The sequence below is a fragment of the Streptomyces sp. NPDC055506 genome (genome assembly GCF_053643595.1).
Genome location: NZ_JBSHKH010000085.1, coordinates 1 through 25,665 on the forward strand (window position 1 = coordinate 1; position 25,665 = coordinate 25,665).

The window sequence follows — 25,665 nt, forward strand, 5'->3', positions numbered from 1 at the left end:
GGAGAGCACCACGACGCCGGGGGCGGCGCCGTTCTCCACCCTGCGGACGATGGACCGGGTGCCGGGACTCGTCCAGTCGAGGGTGTCGATCGTCCAGGCGAGGGGTTCCATGCCGAGTTCGGCGCCGAGCCTGAAAGCGGTGCGGTTCCAGGCGCCGTAGGGGGCGCGGAACCACTCGGGGCGCTCCCCGTAGCCGTCCTCGATGACGTCGCAGGTGCGTTCCATCTCGGAGCGGATCTCCCGGCGGGTGAGGCGGGTGAGCAGCGGGTGGGACCAGGTGTGGTTCCCGACGACATGGCCCTCTTCGGCCATCCGCGCCAGCAGTTCCCTGTTGTCGGCGACCATGCCGCCGCACACGAAGAACATCGCGCGCACGTCGTACTTGGCGAGGGTGTCCAGGACGGCCGGGGTGTAGCGGGGGTCGGGGCCGTCGTCGAAGGTCAGCACCATGTGGCGGCCGCGTCCGGAGAAGCGCAGCAGCGGTGCGCGCCGTACCAGGGTCCGGCGGGGCGCGGCGTGCGGCGGGCCGTATCCGGTCAGGGGCTGGAGCCGGTACGCGGAGGAGCTGAGCGGGCGGCGGACCTGGGGCCCGGAGGCCGGGACGGTCCCGGCGGGGCCGCCCCCGTTGACCCCCGCGAACACACCTGCCGTGGCGACGGCGCCCACGAAGCCGGAGCCGGCGAGCAACACCCGGCGACGGGTGAGCAACTGATCCTTCTTCATGACTCATGAGTCGCCCGGCGGGAGACCGGCGCACCTGAGCAACACCGGTGCGGCGGCGCGGTTTCACCCGGACGGCCCACGCAGACGGGTCAGCGGCGGCGCACCAGGGCGGACCTGGTCGGACAGGCCGGAGAGGGGGTCGGCGGGCTCGGTCCCGTCCCCTCCGGCGAGGCCGAGCGCCGCCAACGACGGCAGCCCCTCCGTGGTGACGGGCCGCTGTCCGCCCTTCGGGTGCCCTCTTCCCCACAACTTGCGCATCGACGGTACGCAGACGAAGCCCTCGGCGATGCCGGAGGCGAGACCGACCCTGGCGAGGGAGGCGGCCTCCGCGTAGCAGAGGAAGCGGGCAGGCGGCGCCAGAGGCGCAGGACCGGTCCGGCGCCGATGCGGGCGCCCTCCTCGAACACGCAGCGGAACACGGCGAAGTTCAGCGAGACCTTGCGCACGCCGAGTTTCGGGGCGGCGTGGCACAGTTCGGCGACCATGAACTCCATGACGCCGTTGGGGGCGGTGCGGTCACGGCGCATCAGGTCCAGGGAGACGCCGTCCTTGCCCCAGGGCACGAAGGACTGGATCGCGAGGAGCCGGCCGTCCTTGTCGTGGGCCTCGACGAGGAGGCAGTCGCCGTCGGCCGGGTCGCCGAGCCGGTCCAGGGCCATGGAGAAGCCGCGTTCGGTCTCGGTGTCGCGCCAGGCATCGGCCCGTTCGACGATCTGCCGCATCTCCTCCTCGCTCAGGGTGGAGTGGCGGCGATCGCGTGCGGCCAGGCCTCCCGGTCACCGACCGGGTCGCCGCTGGCGAGGCACACCCCGGCCTCGACGCGGTAGGTGACGGCGGCCTTGCCGCTGGGTGAGAAGACGACGGCCTTGTCGCGGCGGGTGGCGAAGTAGCCGAAGGAGTCCTGGTCGCCGTAGCGGCCGAGGAGGGCGCGGATGCGGGCCTCCTCGTCGTCGTGCAGGGCGGCTTCCAGGCGCTGGGAGCGGAAGAGGGTGGCGGCGGCGTTCAGCAGGGCGAGTGCGCCGAACAGGCCTAGCAGGAAGTACAGGGCGTGCGGCGGGCGGCCGTCGAAGCTGCCCGCGGGCACCAGGCCGCACAGGACCCGGTTCGCGGCCCAGGCCAGGCGCTGGCCGCCGGGCAGTGTGCCGGGGAAGGCCGCGACCAGGGCCCAGCCGGCCAGGATCGCCACGACCAGCCCGGCCACCAGGACGGCGAGGGCGCGGCGTACGGCGGCGCGGCGGGAGGCGGCGTAGAACTCCCGGCGGGCGACGATCAGCAGGGCGAGGGCGAGGCCGCACACCACGAAGGACGGGACGGACTCGGCGAACTGGCCGACGGCCATGCCGAGGATGTCGGACAGGACCAGCAGGCCCAGGTAGACGACGACCAGCCACCAGGCGATCTTCTTGCGTGCGCCGGTCGCGGCGGCGAGCAGGAACAGGAAGACCCCGTAGGCGAGGTTGGCGCTGACGGGGACGAGCAGCAGGTCCAGGAAGCGGACGAGCGGGCGGAGTCCGGTGCGCAGCGGCGGGATGAGCGCCAGCAGGGCGCAGAGCAGGCCGAGGACGCCGAAGAAGACCGCGAAGCCCTCGGGTACCCGGCCCAGGAGGCCGTGGGCCCGGCCGCGGGGCGGCCGTATCGGACCTCCGGTGTCCTTCTCGGCCGTCCCGGTGTCCGCGATGGCACTCATGCCTTCGACTCTAGGAACACCCGTCTGCTCTCGCCCGTCGAGCGCTCCCGGCCGGCGGCCGGAGCGGAGGGCTCCGATAGCCTCGCGGCGTGACGGAACAGCACTCCCCTCAGTTCGAGCGGGGCACGGACGGGCCGAAGGTGATCGTGGTCGGAGTGGACGGCTCCGACTCCTCCCTGCGGGCCGCGGCCTACGCCGGTGGCCTGGCCCGGCGGCAGCACGCGCTGCTCGCCGTGGTGTACGTGCAGCCGGTGCTGGCGGCGGGGGCGGCGCTGGGGGCGCCGGTGGCCGGGACGACCGACGAGATAGCCGAGGGCCTCGTGGCGCAGATCCGGGACGCGGCCGAGCGGCTCAAGGGGATATTCGAGGTCCGCTGGGAGTTCCACACGTTCCCCGGCGATCCGTACAACGGTCTAGTGCAGGCGGCCGACGAACTCAAGGCGGACGCCGTGGTCGTGGGCGCGTCCGAGCAGGCGGGCCACCGGATCGTCGGATCGGTGGCGGTACGGCTGGTGAAGGCCGGACGGTGGCCGGTGACGGTGGTGCCGTAGCGGGCCCAGGTCCTGACCGGTCCCTGGGCCCGCCTCTTCGGCCGGCGCCGACGCCGGGCTTCCCGGGCTACTCCCCCATCACCAGCCCGTCCCCGGCCGCGCCCCTGCCGAGTACGACGTCCCGGATGCGGTCGCGGACGGCCTGTCCGTCGGCTCCCTGGGCGATGGCACGGTTGAGGTTCACGACGCGGCCGGCGTCGACGTCGAACAGCTGGGGGACGAACTCGGCCTTCGTCACCTCCCAGCGGCCGCCCGGCCGTGCGGGCGGGGCGAAGGTGAAGCGGCCGAGGGTGGACTGGTTGCCGCGCGGGTCCTTGGCGCCCTGGTGGTTGGTCATCTCTCCGGCGATCTGGTCGCCCATGCCGTAGATCACCCAGGTGCCGTTGACCTTCTCGTAGGCCTGCGGGACGTGCGCGTGGGTGCCGAGGATCAGGTCGATGTCGGGGCGTGAGCCGCTGCGCGCGGCGGTGAGGTTCCGGGACAGGGTCAGCTGCCGTTCGTCGGGCGCGTCCTGCCACTCGGTGCCCCAGTGCAGGGAGACGACGACCACGTCGTTGCCCGCCCGGCGCGCGGCCCGGGTGTCGGCGAGGATCGTGCCCTCGTCGATGAGGTTCACGGCCCAGGGCTGTCCGGCCGGGAGCGGGATGCCGTTGGTGTCGTAGGTGTAGGCGAGATGGGCGATCTTCGCCGAGCCCGCCTGGAATACGGTCACCGTGCGCGCCTCCTCCTCGGCGCGTGCCGAGCCGGCGTGCCGTACGCCCGCGCGGTCGAGGGCGTCGAGGGTGCGCCGGATGCCGTCGGCGCCGTCGTCCAGGGTGTGGTTGGAGGCGGTGGAGCAGCCGTCGTAGCCGGTGACGGCGAGGGCCTGGGCCACCTCGGGCGGGGACTTGAAGGTGGGGTAGCCGGTGTAGGCGCCGTTCTCGCCGTAGACGGTCTCCATGTGGCACAGGGCCACGTCGGCGCGGGAGACGACGGAGCGGATCCCCGCGAGCATCGGCCGGAAGTCGTAGCCGGTGCCGCCGGCGTCGAAGCGGGCCCGGTCGATGATGGAGCTGTGCGGGAGGACGTCGCCGGAGGCGACCAGTGTGAAGCCGCGGGGCTCGGCGGAGGACGGTGCCGGGCGTCCCGGGCCGCGCGGTTCATGACTGCCGCGGGCCTGGCAGGCCGCGCCCGCGGCGAGGACGACGGTCAGGGCCAGGGCCACCTGTCGACTGCGAGCGATCATCCATTCACCCCTTTGTGGGCGTTGTGGTCGTATTTACGCACCATCAGGAAAGAAGGCTCATCTCGTCCCACGCGGCTCCGACACGCTCATTAGCCCGTCCGGAACACACAGGTCCGGGCGCGGTGACCGTTCGTCGAACCGTTCGTCGACGCGATCGACCGTCCGCCGCACGGGCCGATACGTGCCCTGTCCCCCGGCTGCGCCCTGCTGTGGCATACGGCCATGACGGCCGGATCCACTCTCACGAACGGAACGACCGCCGAGCACGAGCTCGCCGCACTGCAGCGGGAGCACGGCCGGCCCCTCTTCGCGCTCCTGCTCCGGCTCTGCGACGGCGACCGGCAGCGCGCGGAGGACCTGGTGCAGGAGACGCTCGTACGCGCCTGGCAACACCCCGAGGCCCTGCGCGCCGACGACTTCGAGTCGGTACGGCCCTGGCTGATGACCGTCGGGCGGCGGCTCGCGATCGACGCCCGGCGGGCCCGGCAGGCGCGTCCGGCCGAGGTCGGCGACGCGGTGCTGGAGAACGCGCGGGTCATCTCCGACCACGCCGAGCGGGCCGCGGCGATGCTCGACGTCCGCCAGGCTGTGAAGACACTCACTCCGGAGCACCGTGAAGTCCTGGTGCTCGTGTACTTCCAGGGGGCGAGTGTGGCGGAAGCCGCGGCGACCCTCGGGATCCCGCCCGGTACCGTGAAGTCCCGCGCGTACTACGCGCTGCGCGCCCTGCGCCGGGTGCTTCCCGGATACGCCGCCGACCTGCGCTGAAACCAATGGGCGGGTCAAGCCTCCGTAAAGCGCCTTGCTGAACACCCCGGTTGAGTAATCGGCTGTTCTCATCCGTGTTCCGGAGAGGGCCGACAGTGCCCCCGGGGCCCGGTGTCGGGCTACGCGCACGTACCGGAGGAAGGCAGGAAGGGATGCTGCACAGAGGTGGAGAGAGCACGGACGGCGCCGGCGGGGAACTGACCGTCCCCATGGCGTGGTTGTACGCCGAGTACATCGCCGACGAGCTGCTGCGGACGGGCGATCTGATGCCGCCGACGTCCTTCGAGTTCCGGGCGGGGCGGGACGCCCTGGCGCTGACCATCTTCCTCTCCGACACCGACGGGGAGCTGTCCGGCATCCGGGTCGTCACCCAGCTGGAGACGTGGCTGTCACTGACCGCGTACGACCAGCCGTGGCAGGAGTGGGTGCGCGAGCGGCTGGCCGAGCTGGCCCGCGCGGCCGCGCGGGAAGGACGGCCCGCCCCGGACCTGGACCTGGCGGACGAGGCCTGGCGCTGGCTGCAGGAGACGGAGCTGCTCGCGCCCGATCTGAACGCGGTGCCGGGTGGTGCGCCGGTGACAGGGGAGGACGAGGGGCCGAAGGTCTGGACGCCCGCCTGGCAGCTCGGACTGCCGCTGGGACACCTCGCGATCCATCTTTTTTAGATTTCTGCGCCTGAGACCAATCCGCCGGGCGGAGGGCTCCGAATCCATAGGTTGCGATTGTGTCACCGCCTTGAGTGATTCCGCTGCCTGGTCCGTACCGGTGGGAGCAAGGAGTAACCCCACCCACACCCAACGGCACGAGGATTCGGCATGAGGTCCCTGGAACGGCATCGCGACGTCGGCGCCTACGCGCTCGGCGTGCTGGACGAGGCGGAGGCCTTCCGCTTCGAGGACCACCTCATGGAGTGCCCTCGGTGCGCTGCAGAGGTGACGGAATTCGGCGCCACGACACGCCAGTTGATGCTGTACCGGCGCGCGACACCACGGTTCGTGCACCCGATGGCGCAGCCGGGGCCGCGCATGCTGGACCGGCTGCTGGCCGAGGTGGCGACCAGGCGCCGGGCCGGCCGCAGACGCCTCCTGTTCGCCCTGGCGGCCTCGGTGGCCTTCGCGGTGTCCGTGCCCGGCGTCGCGATGATGGCCCGGGGCAGCAGCGCGGACGAGGGACCCCTGACGGTCGCTGCGACCGACGCGCGCTCCGGCGTCTGGGCCCAGGTCACCGTCGAGGACAAGGCCTCGGGCAGCCAGGTCGAGCTGAAGGTCAAGGACGCGGCCGGTCCGCGCTCCTGCCACCTGGTCATCGTGGGCCGGGACGGCTCCGAGGAGACCGCGACCAGCTGGCACGGCCCCGGTCACGACACCCACCCCAACACGATGATGGCCAGCTCCTCCAAACACCCGGACGAGACCGCCCGCTACGAGGTCCGCTCGGCGTCCGGGGAGGTCCTCGTGAAGCTTCAGCCGCGCTAAGGGGGGTCGTCCGTCCGCCCCTGTCGCCGGGCGTCCCGCGTGCCCCGGTGTGAGACTGCTGGTTGGCGCACCCGGGGAGACAGACGGGTGTCCGCGGTCGGCGACGAGGGGAGACGAGGTGGCGGCGTCACAGGACGGCGACGGCCGCCTGGAGGAGTACCTCGCCGATCCGGGGAACAGGGCGCTGGACCTGACCACCGCGGTGGCCCGCTGCACCGAGGCGCTGGGGCTCCAGGACTCCGCGGTGTACCTCGCCGACATCCAGCAGCGCAGGCTCGTGCCGCTCACCGACGAGGCCTCGCCGCTGCTCGTCGACGAATCACTCGCCGGCTGGACCTACCGCACCCAGTCCCTGCGCGTGGAGGAGTCCGAGTCGGGCGGCATGACGGCCTGGGTCCCCCTCGTGGACGGCGCCGAACGCCTCGGAGTCCTCGCCGTGCACTCGGCCTCGCTGACCCCGGCCGTGCTGCGCCGCGGCAAGGCCCTCGCCACGCTCCTCGCCATGATGATCACGTCCACGCGGGCGTACCAGGACTCCTTCGTCCGGCGTACGCGCACCAGACCGATGCTGCTGCCCGCCGAGATGCTGCGGGCCTTCCTGCCGCCGCGCACGATCGGCACAGCGCACGTCGTGTCCACGGCCGTGCTGGAGCCGGCCTACGAGCTCGGCGGCGACGCCTTCGACCACTCCCTCACCGAGACGGCCCTGCACGCCACGGTCCTCGACGCCATGGGACACGACCTGGCCTCCGGGCTCACCACGGCCGTGTGCCTCGCCGCGAGCCGCAATGCCCGGCGGACCGGGGCCGACCTGCCCGACCTGGTACAGAGTGTCGACGACGCGCTGGCGCAGTGGCTCCCCGACCAGTTCTGTACCGGCGTCCTGGCCCAGCTGGACCTGGTCTCCGGGGTGCTGCGGTGGTGCAACTGCGGACATCCCACCCCGCTGCTCATCCGCGGCAAGCGGCCGGACGTCGAGGCCATGCGGCGCGAGCCGGAACCGCCGATGGGTCTGCCGTCCCGGCTGGCAGGACTGAAGCGGCGGACGCACGAGATCGCTCTGAAGCCCGGCGACCGGGTCCTGATGTACAGCGACGGGGTCACCGAGGCCAGGGCCGTCGACGGCGCGGAGTTCGGTCTCGAGCAGTTCGCCGACTACATCATCCGGGCGACGGCAGCGGGCGAGCTGGCGCCCGAGACGCTGCGGCGGCTCATCCACTCCATCCTCGACTCGTCCGGCAGCCGGCTGCGGGACGACGCGACCATCCTCATGTTCGAGTGGTCGCCTCCGGCCAGGTGACGGCGCGTCATTTCAGCAGCCGGGACATCCTGCGGTCCGCCAGCGGCTTGCCGCCCGTCTGGCAGGTCGGGCAGTACTGCAGCGAGGAGTCGCTGAAGGACACCTCGCGCACGGTGTCGCCGCACACCGGGCAGGGCTCGCCGGTGCGGCCGTGGACGCGCAGGCCGCTCTTCTTCTCGGCCTTCAGCCGCCCGGCCGCCACGCCCCGGGAGCGTTCGACGGCCTCGGTGAGTGTGTCGCGCAGGGCCTCGTACAGCCGGTGGGTCTCCTCCGCGCTCAGGGACGCGGCCAGTTTGAAGGGCGACATCCTCGCCGCGTGCAGGATCTCGTCGCTGTAGGCGTTGCCCACGCCCGCGATCAGGCTCTGGTCGCGCAACGCGCCCTTGAGCTGCCGCCGTTCACCGGCCAGGAGTTCCGCGAAGCGTCGCTCGTCGAAGCCGTCGGCGAGGGGGTCCGGGCCGAGCCGGGCGACGCCCGGGACCTCCTGCGGGTCCCCCACGACGTACACGGCGAGCCGCTTCTGAGTGCCGGCCTCGGTCAGGTCGAATCCGGAGCCGGTCTCCAGGGCCACGCGCAGCGCGAGGGGGCCCTTGCCGGGGCGGGGCGGACCGTCGGGCAGGCGGTCCTTCCAGTGGAGCCAGCCCGCGCGGGCCAGGTGCGTCACGAAGTGCGGGCCGTCCGCGGTCGCGAGGTCGAGGAACTTGCCGTACCGGCGTACGGCGGCGACCTCGTGTCCCTCCAGCGCGGACAGGGGCGGGTCGTACGTCTTCAGGACGCTGATCGCGACGGGCAGCACGCGGACGATCTCGTGGCCGACGAGGTGCTCGGCCAGGAAGTCCTTGAGCGCCTCGACCTCGGGGAGTTCCGGCATGAGTCCAGAGTGCCACGGGTGGTCAGTGCTGGTCGGGCACCGCGAACTCGCACCACACGGCCTTGCCGCCGCCGCGTGCCTCCACGCCCCACACGTCGGTGAGCAGTTCCACCAGCAGCAGCCCCCGTCCGGAGACGCCCGACTCGCCGGCCTCGCGGCGGCGTGGCAGGGCGCTGGAGGAGTCCTCGACCTCGACGCGCAGCCGGCGACCGGAGCCCGTGAGGACTCGCAGGGTGACGATGGCGGAGCCCTCGGTGTGCATCAGGGCGTTGGTGATCAGCTCGTCGGCGACCAGTTCGATCTCGTCGGCGCGGTCCCGGGCGCCCCAGACGCCGACCGCGGTGCGGATCATGTGCCGGGCCTCGGTCAGGGCCGCCGGGTCGCCGGGGGCCACGTGCCGCTGGAGCCGCTGGCCGGACTGCGGGCCGTCGGGCCCGCGCCGGCGCAGCAGGAGCAGCGCCACGTCGTCGTCACCGCTGCGCTCGGCGGCCACGTCGATGAGCCGGTCGGCGAGGTCACGTACGTCGTCGGGGCCGGTGGCGACGAGCGCGGTGAGGGTGCGCATGCCGTCGTCGAGGTCGGCGCCGGGCTGCTCCACCAGGCCGTCGGTGCACAGCAGCAGGGTGTCGCCGGGGTCGAGCTCCACGGTGCCCACCGGGTACTCGAGGCGGCCGAACTCGGCGGACAGGCCGAGCGGCAGACCGCCCTGGACGGTGACGCGGCGGCAGGACCCGTCGGGCCGGCGCACGAGCGGGTCGATGTGCCCGGCCCGGACCATCTGGAGCACGCCGGTCGACAGGTCGGCCTCGGCGTAGAGGCAGGTCGCGGAGCGGTCGGTGTCGAGTTCGTGCAGGAAGACGGAGGCGCGGGCCATCACGGTGGCCGGGGTGTGTCCCTCGGCGGCGTAGGCGCGCAGCACGATGCGCAGCTGGCCCATGACGGCGGCCGCGTGCGTGTCGTGGCCCTGGACGTCGCCGATGACGGCGCCGACCCGGCCGCCGGGCAGCGGGATGAGGTCGTACCAGTCGCCGCCGATGTCACGGCCGACGGAGCCGCCGATGGTGGCGGCGCGGTAGCGGACGGCGACGTCGGCACCGGGCACGCTCGGGATGGTCCGGGGCAGCATGGCCTGCTGGAGGCCCTGCGCGAGGTCCATCTCCTGCTCGTAGAACATGGCCCGCTGCAGGCTCTGCGCGATGCTGCTGCCGAGGGCGACGAGGATGTTGCGCTCCTCGGGTGTGAAGCCGTGCCGGTCGCTGTAGAGCAGGCCCATCGCGCCGATGGGCCTGGCCTGGACGATGAGCGGCAGATAGGCGGCCGAGGTGATGTTCAGGCCGGTGATGTGCGGCCACAGGATCGGGTAGCGCTCGGCGAACTCCTCCGGCGATTCGATGAAGCGGGGACCGAGGGTCCGCACGGCCTCGCTCATCGGGTAGGGCTCGTCGATCCGGGTGATGCGGGTGCCGGGCACGAAGCTGTCCGAGGGCCCCTCGGCGACCAGGCGGATGCGCCCGGCCTCGACCAGGCCCATGACCAGGCTGGTGGCGCCCAGGTGGACGAGGCCGTGGGTGTCCTTCAGGACGTCGATGACGTCCTGAACGGTGCGGGCGTGGGCGAGGGCGGCCGTGGTGAGTTCGACGACGCTGGTCTGCTCCTGGCGGGCCTCGTCCCGGGCGGCCTGGTCGAGGCGGGCCTCGCTCTCGCCGAGTTCCTGGGTGGCGTCCCGGACGATGCCGATGATGCGGCGGGGCCGTCCGGTGTCGTCGCGCCGGATGTAGCCCTGGGTGTGCGTCCAGCGCAGGGTGCCGTCGCGGCGGCGCATGCGGAAGTAGGCGCCGTAGTTCTCGCTGCCGTCCTTCAGGGCCTGGGAGACCGCGGTGTCCAGGCGCCGCGCCTCGCCGGGCGGGACCCGTTTGGCGAGCGTCTCGGGGTGGCCGTCGTACTCGTCGAGACGCACGTCGAAGACGTCGTGGGCCTGGGCGTCCATCTGCATCAGGCCGGTGTCCAGATCCCAGTCGAAACTGCCCATCCGGTTGAGCGCGAGGATCGGATCCGGGTGGGCGGGCCAGTCGTCCGGGAGTGACAGGGCGCTCCCTCCCCGATCAGCCATGGGCCCACCTTGCCAGTAATCATCCGATTCTTCGACCGTTGTGCCGAGCGTAGGGGCCTCCCGGCCGGAGCGTTCCTCAGTCGCCATCGGGGATCAGACCGGCTCCGTCGGGCAGGTCGGGGCTGTCCGGAACGGTGTCGGGGCCGACCTCGTCGGAGCCGGTGGGGGCTGCCGGAGCCGGTTCGTCCGGGGCCGGGGCGGCCTCTTCTGGAAGTGGGTCGATCGCGTCGGGCGGTGGTTCGAACGCGTCGCCCGGTGGTGAAACCGCCTCTGGCGGGCTGCTCTCGATCCGGGGAGCCGTACGGGCCGCGTCCGGGGCGCGGGGCGAGGGCGTGGGCGACACCGGGGGCCGCTGCGCCCAGAGCGGTGGCGGCAGGGCCCGGTCGTGGCGTACGTCGTGGCCGGTCGGCCGTTCGATCCAGGTGCGGGCGGCGAGGTCGATGATCGTGAAGTCGGTGATCACCTGCGGGGCCGGGGTCACGACGATCACCTCGCCGGGCCGGTAGCCGGGCCAGGGGCTGCCCTGGCCGCGCGGTGTGCCCCGCATCGCCAGCGGCGGACGCAGCGGGTTGCCGCAGGCGCAGCGGACGCGCGGCACGCCCCGGTCGTCGACCAGGACGGCGGTGCCCGCCTGGAGGACGGACTGGTAGCCGCTCGCCCGTCCCGCCCGGAAGCCGTGGTTGGTGACGCGGGTGTCGGCGCGCAGCACCAGCGGGGTCAGCCGGCGCACGTGGTCCGGGACGGCGGCCGGGGAGACGCCCGCGACCCGGGCGAAGGCGCGGATCCTGGCCCGGTCGCGGGTGAGGTGGCCGATCTGCCGCGCGATGTCGCAGCTGCCGGTCCGTTCGAAGCCGCCGTACAGGCCGGGTGTGCCACCGGAGAGCGAGCGCAGTGCGCCGAGGCCGGCGGAGATCCGGGACGGGCCGTCCGGGCCGGCTCTCCCCGGCGTTCGCGGGGCGGGGGACGGGGTAGCCGTCGTGGTGGCCGTGGAGTCGGTGAAGGGGTCCGGTCCCCTGGCCCCGGCCGGCTGGAGGAAGAGCTCTCCGCCGGCGTCCGCGTCGTCACCGTCGCCGTCGCCGTCGGTGCCGCAGCCCGAGAGGAGGAGCGCCGTCGAGAGCACACAGGCCATGACGAGGGTCCCGGTGTGTGTCCGCACCCAGTCCTCCTGCCTCGTTTCCGGCCATTCGTCCCTATTCTTTGCTTCACTCACTTGGGTTACGCAACCGGAGCGACGCCGTACGGAGCGTGACACTGGGGTCCGGCTCGGCATCGGGAGGAGCACACGGCCGTGGACTGGTTCACCGCATCCGACTACTGGCTGAGCCGGCTGGTCTTCCAGCGGGCGCTGGCCGCCGTGTATCTGGTCGCGTTCCTGACGGCAGCCGTGCAGTTCCGGGCGCTGATCGGGCAGCGCGGCATGCTGCCGGTGCCGGAGTTCGTCGAGCGGGTGCCGTTCAAGCGGGCGCCGAGCCTGTTCCAGCTGTACTACTCGGACCGCTTCTTCGCGCTCTGCGCCTGGGCGGGCTGCGCGGTGTCGGCGGCGCTGCTGGCCGGGCTCGACTCGCTGCTGCCGCTGTGGGGCGGCATGCTGCTGTGGCTGGTGCCGTGGGTGCTGTACCTGTCGATCGTGAACGTCGGGCAGACCTGGTACTCGTTCGGCTGGGAGTCGCTGCTGCTGGAGGTCGGTTTCCTCGCCGTGTTCCTCGGCAACGACGAGGTGGCGCCGCCGGTCGTCGTGCTGTTCCTGCTGCGGTGGATCCTGTTCCGGGTGGAGTTCGGCGCGGGGCTCATCAAGATGCGCGGCGACGAGTGCTGGCGGAAGCTGACGTGCCTGGACCACCATCACGAGACCCAGCCCATGCCGGGCCCGCTGAGCTGGTTCTTCCACCATCTGCCCAAGCCCGTGCACCGGGTCGAGGTGGCCGCGAACCATTTCACCCAGCTCGTGGTGCCGTTCCTGCTGTTCACCCCGCAGCCGGTCGCGACGGCCGCCGCCGCGCTGATGATCGTCACCCAGCTGTGGCTGGTGCTGTCGGGCAACTTCTCCTGGCTGAACTGGATCACGATCGTGCTGGCCCTGTCGGCCGTACGGTTTCCGGCCGATCCGCCGGCCGTGCCCGAGGCCCCGCTCTGGTACGAGGTCGTGGTGCTGGCGGTGGGGGCGCTGCTCGTGGGCCTCAGCTACCAGCCGGTCCGCAACATGCTCTCCCGCCGCCAGGTGATGAACCGCTCCTTCGACCCGGTCCATCTGGTCAACACCTACGGCGCGTTCGGCAGTGTGAGCCGGGTCCGCTACGAGGTGGTGGTCGAGGGCACCGCGGACGAGGTACCGCGCCCGGACTCGGACTGGCGGGAGTACGAGTTCAAGGGCAAGCCGGGCGATCCTCGGCGCTGGCCGCGCCAGTTCGCTCCGTACCATCTGCGGCTGGACTGGATGATGTGGTTCGCGGCGCTCTCCCCCGCCTACGCCGGCTCCTGGTTCGGCACCATGGTGGAGCGGCTGCTGGAGAACGACCGGGCCACGCTGAGGCTGCTGCGCCGCTCGCCGTTCCCGCCCGACGAACCCCCGCGGTACGTGCGCGCCCGACTGTTCCGCTACCGCTACACGACTTGGCGCGAGCTGCGGGAGACGGGCGCGTGCTGGGAGCGGACGTATGTACGGGAGTACCTGCCGCCGACACGGCTGGCGGAGACGGCTCAGAGGGCGTAGACGCGGGTGGCGGTGGTCGCGAGGATCTGCTCGTGATCTTCCTCTGAGGTCAGACGGCGTACGAGGTCGAGGGTGCCGCCGTACGAGGTGGCGAGCGTGCACACCGGCCAGTCCGAGCCGTACATCAGACGCTCCGGGCCGAAGGCCTCCAGGGCCACGTCGGCATACGGGCGCAGGTCCTCGACCGTCCAGGAGGCGAGGTCGGCCTCGGTGACCAGGCCGGACAGCTTGGCGACCGTGTTGGGCCGGGCGGCGAGGGCGCGCAGGCCGGATGCCCAGGGTTCGAGGCCGCCGGAGGCGATGGGCGGTTTGCCCAGGTGGTCGAGGACGAAGGTGAGGCCGGGCAGGTCGGCGGCGGCCCGTGCGCAGGCCGGGAGCTGGTGGGGCAGCACCACGAGGTCGTATACCAGTCCGGCGTCGGCGACGGCGGCCAGTCCCCGGCGTACGTCCGGGCGCAGGAGCCATTCCGGGTCGGGTTCGCCCTGGACCTGGTGGCGGATGCCCTTGAGGTGGCGGCCGCCGGGGAGTTCCCGCAGCCGGGACAGTTCCTCCGCGACGTCGGGGCGGGTGAGGTCGGTCCAGCCGACGACGCCCGCGATCAGGTCGTGCTGCTCGGCCAGGGCCAGGAACTCCGGGGTCTCCTCCGGCACGGTGATCGTCTGGACGAGGACCGTGCGCTCCACTCCGGCCGCTCTCGCCTCGGGTTCGAGGTCCTTCATGGTGAAGTCGCGGCGCAGGGGCGCGAGTTCGGGGCCAGCGATCCAGTCCTGGTCCCGTACGGACAGGTCCCACACATGGTGGTGGGCGTCGACGACGGTCATGACGGCAGCTCCCAGACGACCGGCAGGCCGGCGTCGGCGCCCTCGCCGGAGTAGTCGTGCACGACGTCCAGCAGCTCGGCCATGCGGGCCTGCCAGGCGACGTTGACCGGGAGCTTCTCCAGTCCGGCGAGGAGACGGGCGTAGTCCTCGCACTCCAGGACGTGGAACAAGTCGGTGCCGCTGCGCCAGATCGTCCAGGAGGTGGCGCCTGCGGCCCGGATGGCGTCGGTGAGTTCCTCCGGGACCTCGCGGTGGGCTGCCTCGTACTCCGCGACGCGGTCGGCGCGGACCTTGGTGTGCAGGGCGACTCTCATTTCGGCTCCTCGGACGACGCCTCGGACGGCTCCTCGGTGGGCACGGGGGCGTCGGCGGGCAGCAGCCCCTCGGCGCGCAGGTCCTGCCAGAACCCGGCGGGCACGCGCGCGGCGAACTGGTGGGCGCAGTCGCGGACCTCGTGCGCCGAGCGGGCCCCGACGAGGACGCTGGCGACGGCCGGGTGCGCGGCGCAGAAAGCCAGGGCGGCGGCGCGCAGCGTGGTGCCGTGGCGGTCGGCGACGGACTTCAGCCGCAGGGCACGCTCGACCAGCTCGGAGGGGGCGACGGTGTAGTTGTACGTCGCTCCCGGCCGCGGGTTCGCCAACAGGCCGGAGTTGAAGGCGCCGCCGATGACGACGGACGTGCCGCGTTCGTGGGCGGCGGGCAGCAGGTGGGTGAGGGCGCTCTGGTCGAGCAGGGTGTAGCGGCCGGCGCAGAGCACCACGTCGATGTCGGTGTCGCGGACGAAGCGGGTGAGCATCTCCGCCTGGTTCATTCCGGCACCGATCGCGCCGACCACGCCCTCGCCGCGGAGCTTCTCCAGGGCCGGATAGCCCTCCCGGAAGGCCTCCTCGGCGTGCTCGTCGGGGTCGTGGAGGTAGACGACGTCGACGCTGTCGAGGCCGAGCCGTTCCAGGCTGGCCTCCAGGGTGCGTCGTACACCGTCGGCGCTGAAGTCCCACACGCGGCGGTGGGTGGCGGGCACGGCGAACCCGTGGGCCAGGTCGTCGCCGGTGCCGTCCGAGGGTTCCAGGCGGCGGCCCACCTTGGTGGAGATCGTGTACTGGCCTCGGGGGCGGTCCCGCAGGGCGGCGCCGAGGCGGCGTTCGGAGAGGCCGAGGCCGTAGTGCGGGGCGGTGTCGAAGTAGCGGATGCCCCGCTGCCAGGCGGCCTCTACGGCGTCGTGCGCCTGTGCCTCGCCGACTTCGGAGTAGAGGTTGGCGATCGCGGCGGCGCCGAAGGACAGGGCGCTGACCCGGACGCCGCTGCCGCCGAGCCGGTTCACCGGGCCACCGGGCGCAGCCGCAGGCCCTGCATGCCGCCGTCGACGGCGAGGGCGGTGCCCGTGGTGGCGCCGGAGAGGGGACCGGCCAGGTAGGCGACGGCGCCCGCGACCTCGGCCGCGGAGACCAGGCGGCCGGTGGGCTGGCGGGCCTCCAGGGCGGCGCGTTCGGCGGCGGGTTCGGGCGCGGCGTCGAGGAGGCGGCCGACCCAGGGCGTGTCGACCGTGCCCGGGTTGACGCAGTTGACGCGGATGCCCTCGCGGACGTGGTCGGCGGCCATGGCGAGGGTGAGGGAGTACACGGCGCCCTTGGTGGCGCTGTACAGGGCGCGCTGCGGCAGGCCCGCGGTGGCGGCGATGGAGCAGGTGTTGACGATCGCGGCGTGCGCGGAGGCGCGCAGTTGGGGCAGGCAGGCGCGGGTGGTGCGGACCATGCCGACGACGTTGACGTCGTAGACGCGGTGCCATTCGTCGTCGGGGTTGTCCTCGACGGTGCCCTGGGCGCCGATGCCCGCGTTGTTGACCAGGACGTCCAGTCCGCCGAGGTCGGCGACCGCGGCCGCCACCGCCTCGCGCACGGACGCGTCGTCGGTGACGTCCGCGCGGTAGGCGAGCAGCGGCTTGTCGACCGGCGACGGGTCCAGGTCGAGGACGGCGACCCGGGCGCCGCGCTCGGCCAGGAGGTCGGCGGTGGCCCGGCCGATGCCGGAGGCGCCGCCCGTCACCAGGGCTGTGATGCCCTCGAAGTCGCTCATACGGCCTGACCCTTCTTCCGCTCGTCGAGGTCGGCGGCCCAGAACTCGCCGCCCGGGTAGGTGAATCGCGCCAGTGACTCGGGCCGCATGGCGGCCGAGAAGCCCGGTGCGGTGGGTGCCGTGTAGTGAGCCTGGCGGATCACCACCGGGTCGAGGAAGTGGTCGTGCAGATGGTCGACGTATTCGATGACGCGGCCCTCGGTGGTGCCGGACAGGGCCACGTAGTCGAACATGGACAGGTGCTGGACCAGTTCGCACAGGCCGACGCCGCCCGCGTGCGGGCAGACCGGCACGCCGAACTTGGCCGCGAGCAGCAGGATCGCGAGGTTCTCGGGGACGCCGCCGACGCGGGCCGCGTCGATCTGGACGACGTCTAGCGCACCGGCCTGGAGGAGCTGCTTGAAGACGATCCGGTTGTGCACGTGCTCGCCGGTGGCGACCTTCACGGGGGCGACGGCCCGGCGGACGGCCGCGTGGCCGAGGATGTCGTCGGGGCTGGTGGGCTCCTCGATCCAGTACGGGTCGAACTCGGCGAGGGCCTTGGTCCAGCGGATCGCCTCGTCGACGTCCCAGCGCTGGTTGGCGTCGACGGCCATCCGGATGTCCGGGCCGATGACGGAACGGGCGACGCGGCAGCGCCGGATGTCGTCCTCGAGGTCGGCGCCGACCTTCAGTTTGATCTGCCGGAAGCCGTCGGCGACGGCCCGGGCCGCGAGCCGGGTGAGCTTCTCGTCGTCGTAGCCGAGCCAGCCGGGTGAGGTGGTGTAGGCGGGGTAGCCGCGCTCCAGCAGCCGGGCCGTGCGCTCCTCGGCGCCCTGCCGGCCCCGGCTCAGCAGGGTCAGGGCCTCCTCGGGGGTGAGGGCGTCGGTGAGGTAGCGGAAGTCGATCTGGCGCACCAGCCACGCGGGCTCGGCCTCGGCGAGCAGCCGCCACAGCGGCAGTCCGGCGCGCTTGGCGGCCAGGTCCCACACGGCGTTGACGACCGCGCCGATCGCCATGTGCATCACGCCCTTCTCGGGCCCGAGCCAGCGCAGCTGGCTGTCGCCGATCAGGTCGCGGTTCAGGGTGGACGGGTCGGCGCACAGCTCGTCGGCCGAGCGGCCGATCAGGTGCCCGCGCAGCGCGTCGATCGCGGCGACCTGCACCTCGTTGCCCCGCCCGATGGTAAAGGCGAACCCGTGCCCTTCGTGCCCGTCGGCCGCGTCCGTGCGCAGGACGACGTAGGCCGCCGAGTAGTCGGGGTCCGGGTTCATCGCGTCGGAGCCGTCGAGCTCGCGCGAGGTGGGGAAGCGGATGTCGTGGGTGTCGACCGCGATGATGCGGGCGGGCGTCGGGGACACGGAGGGCCTTTCGGTTGCAGGGGGCGGGGGCGTCAGTCCTGGGCCCGGCCGGTGGTGACCCGGGCGATCATGAGGGCGACCAGGATGATCCCGCCGTAGATGGCCTGGATCCAGAACGACGGCACCTGCGCGAGGGTGAGCAGGTTCTGCACGACACCCAGAAGGAGTACGCCGGTCAGGGCGCCGAACATGGTGCCCTTGCCGCCGTCGAGGGCGATGCCGCCGATCACCGCGGCCGCGAACACCGTGAAGATCATGTTCTGGCCCTGGTTGGCGCTGATCGCGCCGACGTATCCGGTCTGCATGATGCCGCCGACCGCGGCGAGGACGCCCGCGACGACGAACACGCCGAGCATGACGCGCTCCACCCGGATGCCCGCGGCCCGGGCGGCGTCCGCGTTGCCGCCGATGGCGTACAGGGCGCGCCCGACCCGGTGGTACTTCAGCACAAGACCGGCGGCCGCGAAGGCGCCCGCGGCGAGCCACACGGACAGCGGGACGCCGAGGAAGGTGGTGGTCGCCAGCGAGTAGAAGCTGTCGGGCATTCCGAACAGCGTCTTGCCCTTGGTCGCGCCGACCAGCAGTCCGCGCAGCACGATCAGCATCGCCAGCGTCACGATGAACGCGTTGAGCTTGAACTTCACGACCAGGATGCCGTTGAAGGCGCCGACGGCCGCGCCCGCGACGAGGATCGCCAACAGGGCCAGGGCGGCGGGGAGTTCGGTGCCCCAGCCGGACTGGGCCGCGGGCAGCACGAGCAGCGCGCCCACGGCGGGCGCGATACCGACGACCGACTCCAGGGACAGGTCGAACTTGCCGGTGATCAGGACGAGCGACTCGGCGAGCACGACCATCGCGAGGGCGGCGGAGGCACCGAGGATCGAGACGATGTTGCGCTCGGTGAGGAACGAGTCGTTGACGACGGTGCCGAGCACCAGGAGCAGCAACAGGGCGGGGACGAGGGCGAGTTCGCGGGCCCGGCGGAGCAGGACTGCCTTGGCGGCGCGCGGGTCGGTGGCTCGCGCGGGCGCGAGCGGCGGGGCCGCCTTGGTGTCAGCCATGGTCCACTCCTTCGATGGAGGCGATGAGCTCGTGGTCGCGCCAGCCCGCCGGGTGCTCGGCGACGACACGGCCGTGGAAGAGGACGAGGACCCGGTCGCAGCGCCTGAGGTCGTCGAGTTCGTCTGAGACGACGAGTACGGCGGTGCCGTCCTCGCGGGCGGTGTCGACACGGGCGAGCAGGGACTCCTTGGACTTCACGTCGACGCCCGCGGTCGGGTTGACGAGGACCAGGAGCCGCGGGTCGGAGGCGAGGGCCCGGGCCATGACGACCTTCTGCGCGTTGCCGCCGGACAGGTCCGAGACGGGCTGTTCGGGGCCTGCCGCGTGGATGTCGAGGCGTTCGATCAGCGCGGTGGAGACATCGCGTCTGCGTTCGGTGCCGACGAAGCCGAAGCGGCCGAGCCGGTCCAGGACGCTGAGGGTGGTGTTGTCGCCGATGGACATGCCGAAGACCAGACCCTGCTCGTGCCGGTCGCGGGGCACGAAGCCGACGCCGGCCTCCAGAGCCTTGCGGACATCGCCGAACGGCAGCGGCTGTCCGTCCAGCCGGACCGTGCCGCTCGTGGGGGTGTGCAGGCCCGTGAACGACTCGGCGAGCTCGATCTTGCCGCTGGCGCTCGATCCGGCGAGTCCGACGACCTCGCCGCGCCGGATGGTGAGGTCGATGTTCTCGTACGCGGTCGAGGTGAGGCCGCTGACGTCGAGCAGGACGGGACCACTGGCCCCGAGGGTCCGTTGCCGCTCGGCCTGGTCGGCGATCGTCTCCCCCGCCATCGCCTCCACCAGGGCCTGGCGGGGAAGCTCGGAGACCGGCGCCGTGGTGATCCAGCGGGCGTCGCGCAGGACCGTGACGGTCTGGCAGACCTCGTACACCTCCTGGAGGTGGTGCGAGATGAACAGGAAGGTGACGCCCGAGTCCTGCAAGGCGCGCATGCGTGTGAACAGCCGCTCGATCTCCCGGTTGTCGAGCTGGGCGGTGGGTTCGTCGAGGATGATGAAGCGGGCGCCGAAGCTCAGCGCCCGGGCGATCTCCACCATCTGCCGGTCCTCGACCTTGAGGTCGGCGGTGCGGGCCTCCGGGTCGACGCGCACGTCCCAGGTGTCGAGGAGCCGGGCCGCCTCGGACTTCAGACGGCGCCAGCTGATGAACCCGCGCCGGAGCGGCTGCCGGTTGATGAACAGGTTCTCGGCGACGGTCAGTTCGGGGACGACCGTCGGGTGCTGGTAGACGCAGGCGACTTTGCGGCGCCAGGCGTCCCGGTCGGTGAGCGGGGGCGCGGGGTCGCCGTCGAAGCGGACGGTGCCCTCGTCGGCTGCTTCCAGGCCGGTGAGGATCCTGACCAGGGTCGACTTGCCGGCGCCGTTGCGTCCGACGAGGGCGTGGGACTCACCCGGCAGGACGGAGAGCCGGCCGTCGGCGAGGGCGGTGGTGGGGCCGTACCGTTTGACGATGCCCCGCGCTTCAACCAGTGGGCTGCTCATTCGACCGTGTTGCCCCAGAGCTTGGGGTCGTCGACGTTGTCCTTCGTCACCAGCGGCGCGGGCAGCTGGTCCTCCAGGATGCCGCTGGGCAGTTTCACGATCGTCGAGTCGTGGTCGGTGGGGCCGGGCTTGAACTTCTTCCCCTGCATGGCCGCCTTGATGTAGTACATGCCGTACTTGGCGTAGGCGTCGGCGGGCTGGGAGACGGTCGCGTCGATCTCGCCCTTGCGGATCGCGTCGAACTCCTGCGGGATGCCGTCGTTGGAGACGATGGCGATGTGGCCCGGCTGCCCGGCCTTCTTCAGCATTCCCTTGGACTTGAGGGTCTGGAGGGTGGGCGCGAGATAGACGCCGCCCGCCTGCATGTAGATGCCCTTGATGTCTGGGTTGGCGTTGAGGAGGGTGTCGAGTTTGGAGGCCGCCGCGTCGGACTCCCACTTGGCGGGGATCTCCAGGACCTTGAGCTTCGGGAAGTTCTTCTTCACGCAGGCGCGGAACGCCTCGGAGCGGTCGCGGCCGTTGACCGAGGCGAGGTCGCCCATGATCTGCACGACTTTGCCGGAGGGGATGTGCTCGCCGAGGTACTGGCAGGCCTTCTCGCCGTACGCCACGTTGTTCGCGCGGACCACCATCGCGACCTTGCCCTTGTCGGGTGCCACGTCCACGGCGACGACCGGTACGCCCTTGCGCTCGGCCTGGTCGAGGCCGGCCTCGATGGCGGCGCTGTCCAGCGGGGCGACGACCAGGCCCTCGACGCCCTGGTTGAGCTGGTTGTTGATGTCGGTGATCTGCTGCGAGGGGTCGCTGTTGGAGTTGACGGTCTTCATCGCGTCCACGCCCTCGGACTTCGCCATCCTGGGCACGTAGTCGTTGTACGACTGCCAGAACGGCGAGGTCAGCAGGGGCAGGACGACCCCGACCTTGCCGCTGCCGTCACCGCCGCCGGCACCGGATGCGCCGGTGTCCTTGGTACTGCCGCACGCGGCGAGCACCAGGGAGGCACCGGCGGCCAGCGCCACCGCGCCGACGGTCCGGGACCTGTTCCGCTTCCGCACTGTGGTTCCGGGCATCTGAGGGGGCTCCCATCGACCGGGGTTCGAGCAGATGCCCGCATACTTATCAGACCACTCCCCCGCCAGAACACCCTGCGGAGGCACATTTTCGCGCTCCAGGCTCATAGTGGTCCGACCACCTCGCTGGTTAGACTGCGCCGGAGCCTGTGATCGGAGGAACGGCGTGGACGACGAGACGGCCCCGCAGAAGGGCACCGTGACGCAGCGCGCCATCGAGCGGATCAAGGCGATGATCGGCGAGGGCCGGCTGGAGCCGGGCCAGCGGCTGCCGACCGAGCGTGATCTGGCCGCGCAGCTCGGCATCTCCCGCAGCTCGATGCGGGAGGCGATCCGCGCGCTCACGGTGCTGGGCGTGCTGGAGGCCCGGCACGGGTCGGGCATCTACGTCACCCAGCTGGAGGCCGGCGACCTGCTGGAGACCTTCGGCGTCGTGGCGGACCTGTCGCGCGGCCCGCGTCTGGTGGAGCTGCTGGAGATCCGGCGGATCCTGGAGTCGACGGCGACCGCTCTGGCCGCCGCCCGGATCACCGACGAGGGGCTGGCCGAGGTCGAGAAGCACCTGGCGGCGATGAACGCCACGGACGATCCGGAGGAGATCCTCGCCCACGACCTGGCCTTCCACCGGGAGATCGCGGCGGCGGCCGGCAACGAGACCATGGCCGCGATCCTGGAGGGCCTGTCCTCACGGACGTTCCGGGCCCGGGTCTGGCGCGGCTACCAGGAGGAGGGCGCCTTCGAACGCACCCGCCGTGAACACGCCGCGATCCACCGCGCCCTGGCCGCCCACGACCCGGAGGCGGCCCGCGCGGCGGCGGCCGCGCACGTGGGCGAGGTGGAGGAGTGGCTGCGGGCGCAGCTCGGGCCCCAGGACAGTCCCAGGGCCCGGCGCTCCGCCGCTACTTGAACTGACCGGCCTGATAGTCGCCCGCCGGCTGCTCCAGCATAACGTTCAACCGGTTCGCGGTGTTCATGAAGCCGATCAGGGTCACGAGGGCGGCGAGCTGCTCCTCGTCATAGTGCTTGGCGGCCCGCTCCCAGACCTCTTCCGGGACACCGCCGGCCCCGTCCGCGATGCGGGTCCCCTGCTCCGCGAGTTCCAGCGCGGCGCGCTCGGCCTCGGTGAAGACCGTGGCCTCCCGCCACGCCGCGACCAGATGGAGACGTACGGAGCTCTCGCCTGCGGCGGTGGCCTCCTTGGTGTGCATGTCGATGCAGACCGCGCATCCGTTGATCTGGCTCACACGGAGCGAGACCAGCTCCCGGGTGGCGGCCGGCAACGGAGACTCCACGACCAGCCGCCCCAGGGCGGTGAACTGCTTGATGACCTTGCTCGCACTCGGGATGGCGAAGACGTCCAGTCGCGCGCTCATGGTGAGCTCCTCTGTCGTTGTCGTTTCGCGTTCACCCCTATGAGTCAGCGGCTCACCGCGATGTGACATCGGCAGTAGTGACCTGCGTCACCGACTATCCGCGACGTGATGGCCGTCGCCGGTGCCGCCGCGGCGGCCGAACTCGGATTCTCCGTACCGGCGGACGTCTCGGTCGTCTCCTGGGAGGACTCGGCCCTGTGCCGCATGGCCAAGCCATGGCTCTCCGCCCTGTCCCTACGTTGATCGAGCGCGGGAGCGCGGGGGTGGCGCACGTGACGCGCCCATGGCGTCGCCGTCCGGTGCCGTCGCTCGCGCGCCGCCCCGTCGCCCGCTTCAGAGGCGCAGCCCCTGGAGCCCTTCGTACGCCGCCGTCACGATCTCCATCCCCCGCGTGTCCTCGGCGGGTTCGCGCATCTGGCTGGTCACGTAGGCCACGACCATCCGGCTGTCGGGCTCCAGCATCATGAGGGAGCCGCCCCAGCCGCCCCAGCCGTACGCGGTGCCGAAGAGTCCGTAGCCCAGTCCCCAGCGCATCGGCATGCCGAGGACGCGGTCGTCGCCGTCGAACTGTTCCTCCCAGGCCCTGTCGCAGCCGGCCCGGGACAGCAGCCGTACGCCGCCCACCTCTCCCCCGCAGGCCAGGACCGACTGCACCAGGGCCACCGAGCGGGCGTTGCCATAGCCGCTCGCCGCCGGGATCTGTGCGCGGCGCCAGGCCGTGCTGTTGCCGTCGCGGACGCGGACGCCGTTGCCCGCCTCGGAGCCGGTCGGGTTGCCCGGTGCGCTCGCCGCGTAGTCCTCGTCCCGGCCCGGTGGCGGAATCGCGGGGCCGACCCGGTGGTCGTGCTCGGGCGGCAGACCGATGTGGAAGTCGGCGCCCAGCGGGCCCGTCACCTCCGCGGCGAGGAAGTCCCCCACGCTGCGGCCGGTGACCCGGCGCACCACCTCGCCGACCAGGAAACCCTGGGTGAGGGAGTGGTACCCGGCGGCGGTGCCCGGCTCCCAGCGGGGAACCCGCGCGGCGAGCCGGGACGTGGCGGCCTGCCAGTCGTAGAGCTCGTCTACCGGTCCGTCCCAGTCGGGCAGGCCGGCCGTGTGCGAGAGCAGGTGCCTCACGAGCACCTTCTCCTTGCCCTGCGCCGCGAACTCCGGCCAGTAGCGGGCGACCGGCGCGTCCGGGTCCAGTTCGCCCCGGTCGATCAGGACCAGGGCGCACAGGGCCGTCATCGTCTTGGTCACGGACCACACGTTGACGATCGTGTCGTGCTCCCACGGGACGGTGCGGTCTGCGTCCGCGAAGCCGCCCCACACGTCCACGACGGGCTCGCCGTCCACGAAGACCGCGACGGAGCCGCCGGCGTCCCCCGCGTCCAGCATGTCGGCCAGCGCGTTCGGCACGGCGATGAACAGACGGTCGTAGGTGCCCTGGATGTCGGCCATACGCCCCATCCAGCCCGTACGGCCCCGCCCCGGTCAACCGAATTAGACCCGTGAGCGGTACAGCCCGAACTCCGCGAGCCGGGCCGCCGCGCGCGAGCCGGTCACCCGCAGCCGCCACCGCCTGGCCCGCACTGCGCCTGGCAGCAGCAGAATCCGGCTCGCTCCGACGACCCCCGCCCGGGCCACCTCCCTCCAGCCGCCGTCGCGATACGCCTCCACCACGAAGCTCTCCACCTGCTGGCCGTACCTGATGTCCTCCGCCAGCCGGACCCGGTCCACCTCCCGCTCCCGGCCGAGGTCGACGGTGACCCGGCCCGGCGAAGTGCTGGTCCGGGCACCGTGCGCCAGGTCCTCGGGCAGTTCGCGGTCGATCCGCTCGCGGAACTCCCGCAGGCGTGTGACGTCGACGGCGGGCAGCAACCCCTCGGTGTCCGGCGGGATGTTGAGGAGCAGTACCGAGTTCCGGCCGACGGACCGGAAGTAGATGTCCGTCAACTGCTCGACGCTCTTGGGCCGCTGGTCGGCGTGGTAGAACCAGCCGTCCCGGATCGACACGTCGCACTCGGCGGGCCACCACTGGAGGTAGTCGGCGACGGGCCGGGCCGTGACCAGGGCGTCCCGGCTGCCCATGTCGGGGGCGTCGTAGGAGAGGGCGTAGTCGGTCCGTCCGTAGTCCTTCTCCTGGACGGGGACGACGCTCCACTCGTCCTCCCGGGCCAGCCCGCCCTCGTTGCCGACCCAGCGGACGTCCGGCCCGGTCACGGCGACGACGGCGTCCGGGGCGAGGGACCGCACGAGGGCGTACCAGCTGTCCCAGTCGTACTTCTCGACCTTGTCCGGCGGGATGTGCCCCTGGGCCCCGTCGAACCACACCTCGTCGACCGGGCCGTACTCGGTGAGCACCTCGTAGAGCTGGTTGAGCATATGGGCGCCGTAGTCGGTGGCGGGGAGCGTGTACGAGCGGGGCGGGGTGCGGTCGTCGCCGTCGACGAGGGTGGGAATCGTGCGGTCGGCGCGGGCGCTGCCGTTGGCGTACACGCCGTGCAGATACTGGTTCTCGTCGGCGGGCGAGATGTAGACGCCGACCTTGATGCCGTGCCGCCGCATGGAGTCGGCGAAGTCGCGCAGGACGTCGCCCCGGCCGTCGCGCCAGCTGCTCGACGCCACCGTGTGGCCGGTGTAGCGGGAGGGGTGGAGGACGAAGCCGTCGTGGTGCTTGACGGTGAGGATGGCGAGCTTGAAGCCGCCGTCGCGCAGGGCGCGGGCCCACTGGTCGGTGTCGAGGCCGGCCGGCTGGAAGACGTCGGGGTCCTCGTCGCCGGTGCCCCATTCCAGGCCGGTGAAGGTGTTCACGCCGAAGTGCAGGAAGGCGGTGCGCTCCAGGCGCTGCCAGGCGATCTGCCCTGCGGTGGGGCGTACTTGGGAGGCCTTGCGGACCAGGTCCTCCGGGCTGTCGTCGGGGCCGACGGGGATACGGCTGCGACGGGGGTCCGGCGGGGCCGCGAGTGCGGGTGCCGTCATGCCGGCGGTCGCGGCGAGGACGGCGGCTGATGCGACGAACACGCGTCGGGACACGGCCATGGC

At 72.2% G+C, this 25,665-nt stretch carries 23 protein-coding genes and 2 pseudogenes; 8 read left to right on the plus strand and 17 right to left on the minus strand.

The window, feature by feature from the left end:
- Both ACWIF2_RS27250 and ACWIF2_RS27255 read right to left on the minus strand, forming a co-directional pair.
- A partial coding sequence (locus ACWIF2_RS27250; RefSeq protein ID WP_454363326.1) for a polysaccharide deacetylase family protein occupies positions 1-723 on the minus strand: 723 nt, incomplete at its 3' end.
- Between the two features lie 78 nt (positions 724-801).
- Positions 802-2,410: pseudogene (locus ACWIF2_RS27255) on the minus strand (phosphatidylglycerol lysyltransferase domain-containing protein); the annotation flags it as partial.
- Positions 2,411-2,499: 89 nt separating this feature from the next.
- On the opposite strand from ACWIF2_RS27255, the gene ACWIF2_RS27260 reads away from it, so the two are divergent.
- On the plus strand, positions 2,500-2,961 hold the full coding sequence (locus ACWIF2_RS27260) for a universal stress protein (RefSeq protein WP_454363328.1): 462 nt from the start codon (positions 2,500-2,502) through the stop codon (positions 2,959-2,961).
- Positions 2,962-3,028: 67 nt separating this feature from the next.
- Here the strand turns inward: ACWIF2_RS27260 and ACWIF2_RS27265 are convergent, their stop codons facing one another.
- Entirely contained in the window at positions 3,029-4,186 is a 1,158-nt protein-coding gene (locus ACWIF2_RS27265) for a CapA family protein (protein ID WP_454363330.1), read from the minus strand.
- A gap of 222 nt (positions 4,187-4,408) precedes the next feature.
- Between ACWIF2_RS27265 and ACWIF2_RS27270 the strand changes: the two genes are divergently transcribed.
- The 4 genes from ACWIF2_RS27270 (at position 4,409) to ACWIF2_RS27285 (ending at position 7,729) form a co-directional block, all read left to right on the plus strand.
- On the plus strand, positions 4,409-4,954 hold the full coding sequence (locus ACWIF2_RS27270) for a sigma-70 family RNA polymerase sigma factor (RefSeq protein ID WP_193477437.1): 546 nt from the start codon (positions 4,409-4,411) through the stop codon (positions 4,952-4,954).
- Between the two features lie 152 nt (positions 4,955-5,106).
- Positions 5,107-5,619 (plus strand): hypothetical protein, encoded by a 513-nt coding sequence (locus ACWIF2_RS27275; RefSeq protein ID WP_454363332.1) that lies wholly within the window; start codon positions 5,107-5,109, stop codon positions 5,617-5,619.
- Between the two features lie 150 nt (positions 5,620-5,769).
- Positions 5,770-6,429 carry a zf-HC2 domain-containing protein gene (locus ACWIF2_RS27280; protein WP_454363334.1) on the plus strand — a complete coding sequence of 220 codons (660 nt, stop codon included), beginning with the start codon at positions 5,770-5,772 and terminating at the stop codon, positions 6,427-6,429.
- Positions 6,430-6,547: 118 nt separating this feature from the next.
- Positions 6,548-7,729: a PP2C family protein-serine/threonine phosphatase gene (locus ACWIF2_RS27285; RefSeq protein ID WP_454363335.1), complete on the plus strand. Its 1,182-nt coding sequence runs from the start codon at positions 6,548-6,550 to the stop codon at positions 7,727-7,729.
- A 7-nt stretch (positions 7,730-7,736) separates the two neighbouring features.
- On the opposite strand, the gene ACWIF2_RS27290 is transcribed toward ACWIF2_RS27285, so the two are convergent.
- The 3 genes from ACWIF2_RS27290 to ACWIF2_RS27300 all read right to left on the minus strand — a co-directional run bounded on the left by ACWIF2_RS27290 (position 7,737) and on the right by ACWIF2_RS27300 (position 11,866).
- Positions 7,737-8,600 carry an Fpg/Nei family DNA glycosylase gene (locus ACWIF2_RS27290; RefSeq protein ID WP_454363337.1) on the minus strand — a complete coding sequence of 288 codons (864 nt, stop codon included), beginning with the start codon at positions 8,598-8,600 and terminating at the stop codon, positions 7,737-7,739.
- A gap of 22 nt (positions 8,601-8,622) precedes the next feature.
- Positions 8,623-10,710, minus strand: a complete 2,088-nt coding sequence (locus ACWIF2_RS27295) for a SpoIIE family protein phosphatase (RefSeq protein WP_454363339.1) — start codon at positions 10,708-10,710, stop codon at positions 8,623-8,625.
- A 76-nt stretch (positions 10,711-10,786) separates the two neighbouring features.
- Entirely contained in the window at positions 10,787-11,866 is a 1,080-nt protein-coding gene (locus tag ACWIF2_RS27300; protein ID WP_454363340.1) for a DUF6777 domain-containing protein, read from the minus strand.
- Positions 11,867-11,998: 132 nt separating this feature from the next.
- On the opposite strand from ACWIF2_RS27300, the gene ACWIF2_RS27305 reads away from it, so the two are divergent.
- On the plus strand, positions 11,999-13,420 hold the full coding sequence (locus tag ACWIF2_RS27305) for a lipase maturation factor family protein (RefSeq protein ID WP_454363342.1): 1,422 nt from the start codon (positions 11,999-12,001) through the stop codon (positions 13,418-13,420).
- Here the strand turns inward: ACWIF2_RS27305 and ACWIF2_RS27310 are convergent.
- From ACWIF2_RS27310 to ACWIF2_RS27345, 8 genes are read right to left on the minus strand one after another with little or no spacing between them, the layout of a single operon-like run.
- Positions 13,408-14,241 (minus strand): amidohydrolase family protein, encoded by an 834-nt coding sequence (locus ACWIF2_RS27310; RefSeq protein ID WP_454363344.1) that lies wholly within the window; start codon positions 14,239-14,241, stop codon positions 13,408-13,410. The genes ACWIF2_RS27305 and ACWIF2_RS27310 overlap by 13 nt on opposite strands.
- On the minus strand, positions 14,238-14,555 hold the full coding sequence (locus ACWIF2_RS27315) for an L-rhamnose mutarotase (protein ID WP_454363346.1): 318 nt from the start codon (positions 14,553-14,555) through the stop codon (positions 14,238-14,240). The genes ACWIF2_RS27310 and ACWIF2_RS27315 overlap by 4 nt, the downstream gene beginning before the upstream one ends.
- The gene (locus ACWIF2_RS27320; RefSeq protein WP_454363347.1) at positions 14,552-15,562 is read right to left on the minus strand and encodes an aldo/keto reductase; all 1,011 of its coding nucleotides are present in this window, start codon (positions 15,560-15,562) and stop codon (positions 14,552-14,554) included. Before ACWIF2_RS27320 ends, ACWIF2_RS27315 begins: the two co-directional genes overlap by 4 nt.
- Positions 15,559-16,314: an SDR family NAD(P)-dependent oxidoreductase gene (locus ACWIF2_RS27325; protein ID WP_454363349.1), complete on the minus strand. Its 756-nt coding sequence runs from the start codon at positions 16,312-16,314 to the stop codon at positions 15,559-15,561. The genes ACWIF2_RS27320 and ACWIF2_RS27325 overlap by 4 nt, the downstream gene beginning before the upstream one ends.
- The gene (locus tag ACWIF2_RS27330) at positions 16,311-17,654 is read right to left on the minus strand and encodes an L-fuconate dehydratase (RefSeq protein WP_454363350.1); all 1,344 of its coding nucleotides are present in this window, start codon (positions 17,652-17,654) and stop codon (positions 16,311-16,313) included. The genes ACWIF2_RS27325 and ACWIF2_RS27330 overlap by 4 nt, the downstream gene beginning before the upstream one ends.
- A gap of 32 nt (positions 17,655-17,686) precedes the next feature.
- Positions 17,687-18,715, minus strand: a complete 1,029-nt coding sequence (locus ACWIF2_RS27335) for an ABC transporter permease (protein ID WP_454363352.1) — start codon at positions 18,713-18,715, stop codon at positions 17,687-17,689.
- Positions 18,708-20,198 carry a sugar ABC transporter ATP-binding protein gene (locus tag ACWIF2_RS27340; protein ID WP_454363354.1) on the minus strand — a complete coding sequence of 497 codons (1,491 nt, stop codon included), beginning with the start codon at positions 20,196-20,198 and terminating at the stop codon, positions 18,708-18,710. Before ACWIF2_RS27340 ends, ACWIF2_RS27335 begins: the two co-directional genes overlap by 8 nt.
- Positions 20,195-21,268, minus strand: coding sequence for a sugar ABC transporter substrate-binding protein (locus ACWIF2_RS27345; protein ID WP_454363356.1), 1,074 nt, complete (start codon positions 21,266-21,268; stop codon positions 20,195-20,197). The genes ACWIF2_RS27340 and ACWIF2_RS27345 overlap by 4 nt, the downstream gene beginning before the upstream one ends.
- Positions 21,269-21,434: 166 nt before the next feature.
- Here ACWIF2_RS27345 and ACWIF2_RS27350 point away from each other — a divergent pair, with 166 nt between their 5' ends.
- Positions 21,435-22,175, plus strand: a complete 741-nt coding sequence (locus tag ACWIF2_RS27350; RefSeq protein WP_454363358.1) for a FadR/GntR family transcriptional regulator — start codon at positions 21,435-21,437, stop codon at positions 22,173-22,175.
- Here the strand turns inward: ACWIF2_RS27350 and ACWIF2_RS27355 are convergent.
- Complete coding sequence (locus tag ACWIF2_RS27355) at positions 22,168-22,641, minus strand: carboxymuconolactone decarboxylase family protein (protein ID WP_454363360.1); 474 nt, start codon at positions 22,639-22,641, stop codon at positions 22,168-22,170. The genes ACWIF2_RS27350 and ACWIF2_RS27355 overlap by 8 nt on opposite strands.
- A 99-nt stretch (positions 22,642-22,740) precedes the next feature.
- Here ACWIF2_RS27355 and ACWIF2_RS27360 point away from each other — a divergent pair.
- Positions 22,741-22,875, plus strand: a pseudogene (locus tag ACWIF2_RS27360) (substrate-binding domain-containing protein); the annotation flags it as partial.
- Positions 22,876-22,974: 99 nt separating this feature from the next.
- Here ACWIF2_RS27360 and ACWIF2_RS27365 read toward each other — a convergent pair.
- Together ACWIF2_RS27365 and ACWIF2_RS27370 are read right to left on the minus strand one after the other, a co-directional pair.
- Positions 22,975-24,081, minus strand: a complete 1,107-nt coding sequence (locus ACWIF2_RS27365; RefSeq protein ID WP_454363362.1) for a serine hydrolase domain-containing protein — start codon at positions 24,079-24,081, stop codon at positions 22,975-22,977.
- Positions 24,082-24,123: 42 nt separating this feature from the next.
- Positions 24,124-25,662: an alpha-L-fucosidase gene (locus tag ACWIF2_RS27370; protein WP_454363364.1), complete on the minus strand. Its 1,539-nt coding sequence runs from the start codon at positions 25,660-25,662 to the stop codon at positions 24,124-24,126.
- Positions 25,663-25,665: the final 3 nt, after the last annotated feature.

Bases quoted from the DNA above. Each gene is read 5' to 3' on its own strand.
- ACWIF2_RS27365 (WP_454363362.1), bottom strand. From the start codon at position 24,081: ATGGCCGACATCCAGGGCACCTACGACCGTCTGTTCATCGCCGTGCCG.
- ACWIF2_RS27290 (WP_454363337.1), bottom strand. From the start codon at position 8,600: ATGCCGGAACTCCCCGAGGTCGAGGCGCTCAAGGACTTCCTGGCCGAG.
- ACWIF2_RS27265 (WP_454363330.1), bottom strand. From the start codon at position 4,186: ATGATCGCTCGCAGTCGACAGGTGGCCCTGGCCCTGACCGTCGTCCTC.
- ACWIF2_RS27315 (WP_454363346.1), bottom strand. From the start codon at position 14,555: ATGAGAGTCGCCCTGCACACCAAGGTCCGCGCCGACCGCGTCGCGGAG.
- ACWIF2_RS27345 (WP_454363356.1), bottom strand. From the start codon at position 21,268: ATGCCCGGAACCACAGTGCGGAAGCGGAACAGGTCCCGGACCGTCGGC.
- ACWIF2_RS27310 (WP_454363344.1), bottom strand. From the start codon at position 14,241: ATGACCGTCGTCGACGCCCACCACCATGTGTGGGACCTGTCCGTACGG.
- ACWIF2_RS27280 (WP_454363334.1), top strand. From the start codon at position 5,770: ATGAGGTCCCTGGAACGGCATCGCGACGTCGGCGCCTACGCGCTCGGC.
- ACWIF2_RS27340 (WP_454363354.1), bottom strand. From the start codon at position 20,198: ATGAGCAGCCCACTGGTTGAAGCGCGGGGCATCGTCAAACGGTACGGC.
- ACWIF2_RS27325 (WP_454363349.1), bottom strand. From the start codon at position 16,314: ATGAGCGACTTCGAGGGCATCACAGCCCTGGTGACGGGCGGCGCCTCC.
- ACWIF2_RS27335 (WP_454363352.1), bottom strand. From the start codon at position 18,715: ATGGCTGACACCAAGGCGGCCCCGCCGCTCGCGCCCGCGCGAGCCACC.
- ACWIF2_RS27295 (WP_454363339.1), bottom strand. From the start codon at position 10,710: ATGGCTGATCGGGGAGGGAGCGCCCTGTCACTCCCGGACGACTGGCCC.
- ACWIF2_RS27355 (WP_454363360.1), bottom strand. From the start codon at position 22,641: ATGAGCGCGCGACTGGACGTCTTCGCCATCCCGAGTGCGAGCAAGGTC.
- ACWIF2_RS27370 (WP_454363364.1), bottom strand. From the start codon at position 25,662: ATGGCCGTGTCCCGACGCGTGTTCGTCGCATCAGCCGCCGTCCTCGCC.
- ACWIF2_RS27275 (WP_454363332.1), top strand. From the start codon at position 5,107: ATGCTGCACAGAGGTGGAGAGAGCACGGACGGCGCCGGCGGGGAACTG.
- ACWIF2_RS27270 (WP_193477437.1), top strand. From the start codon at position 4,409: ATGACGGCCGGATCCACTCTCACGAACGGAACGACCGCCGAGCACGAG.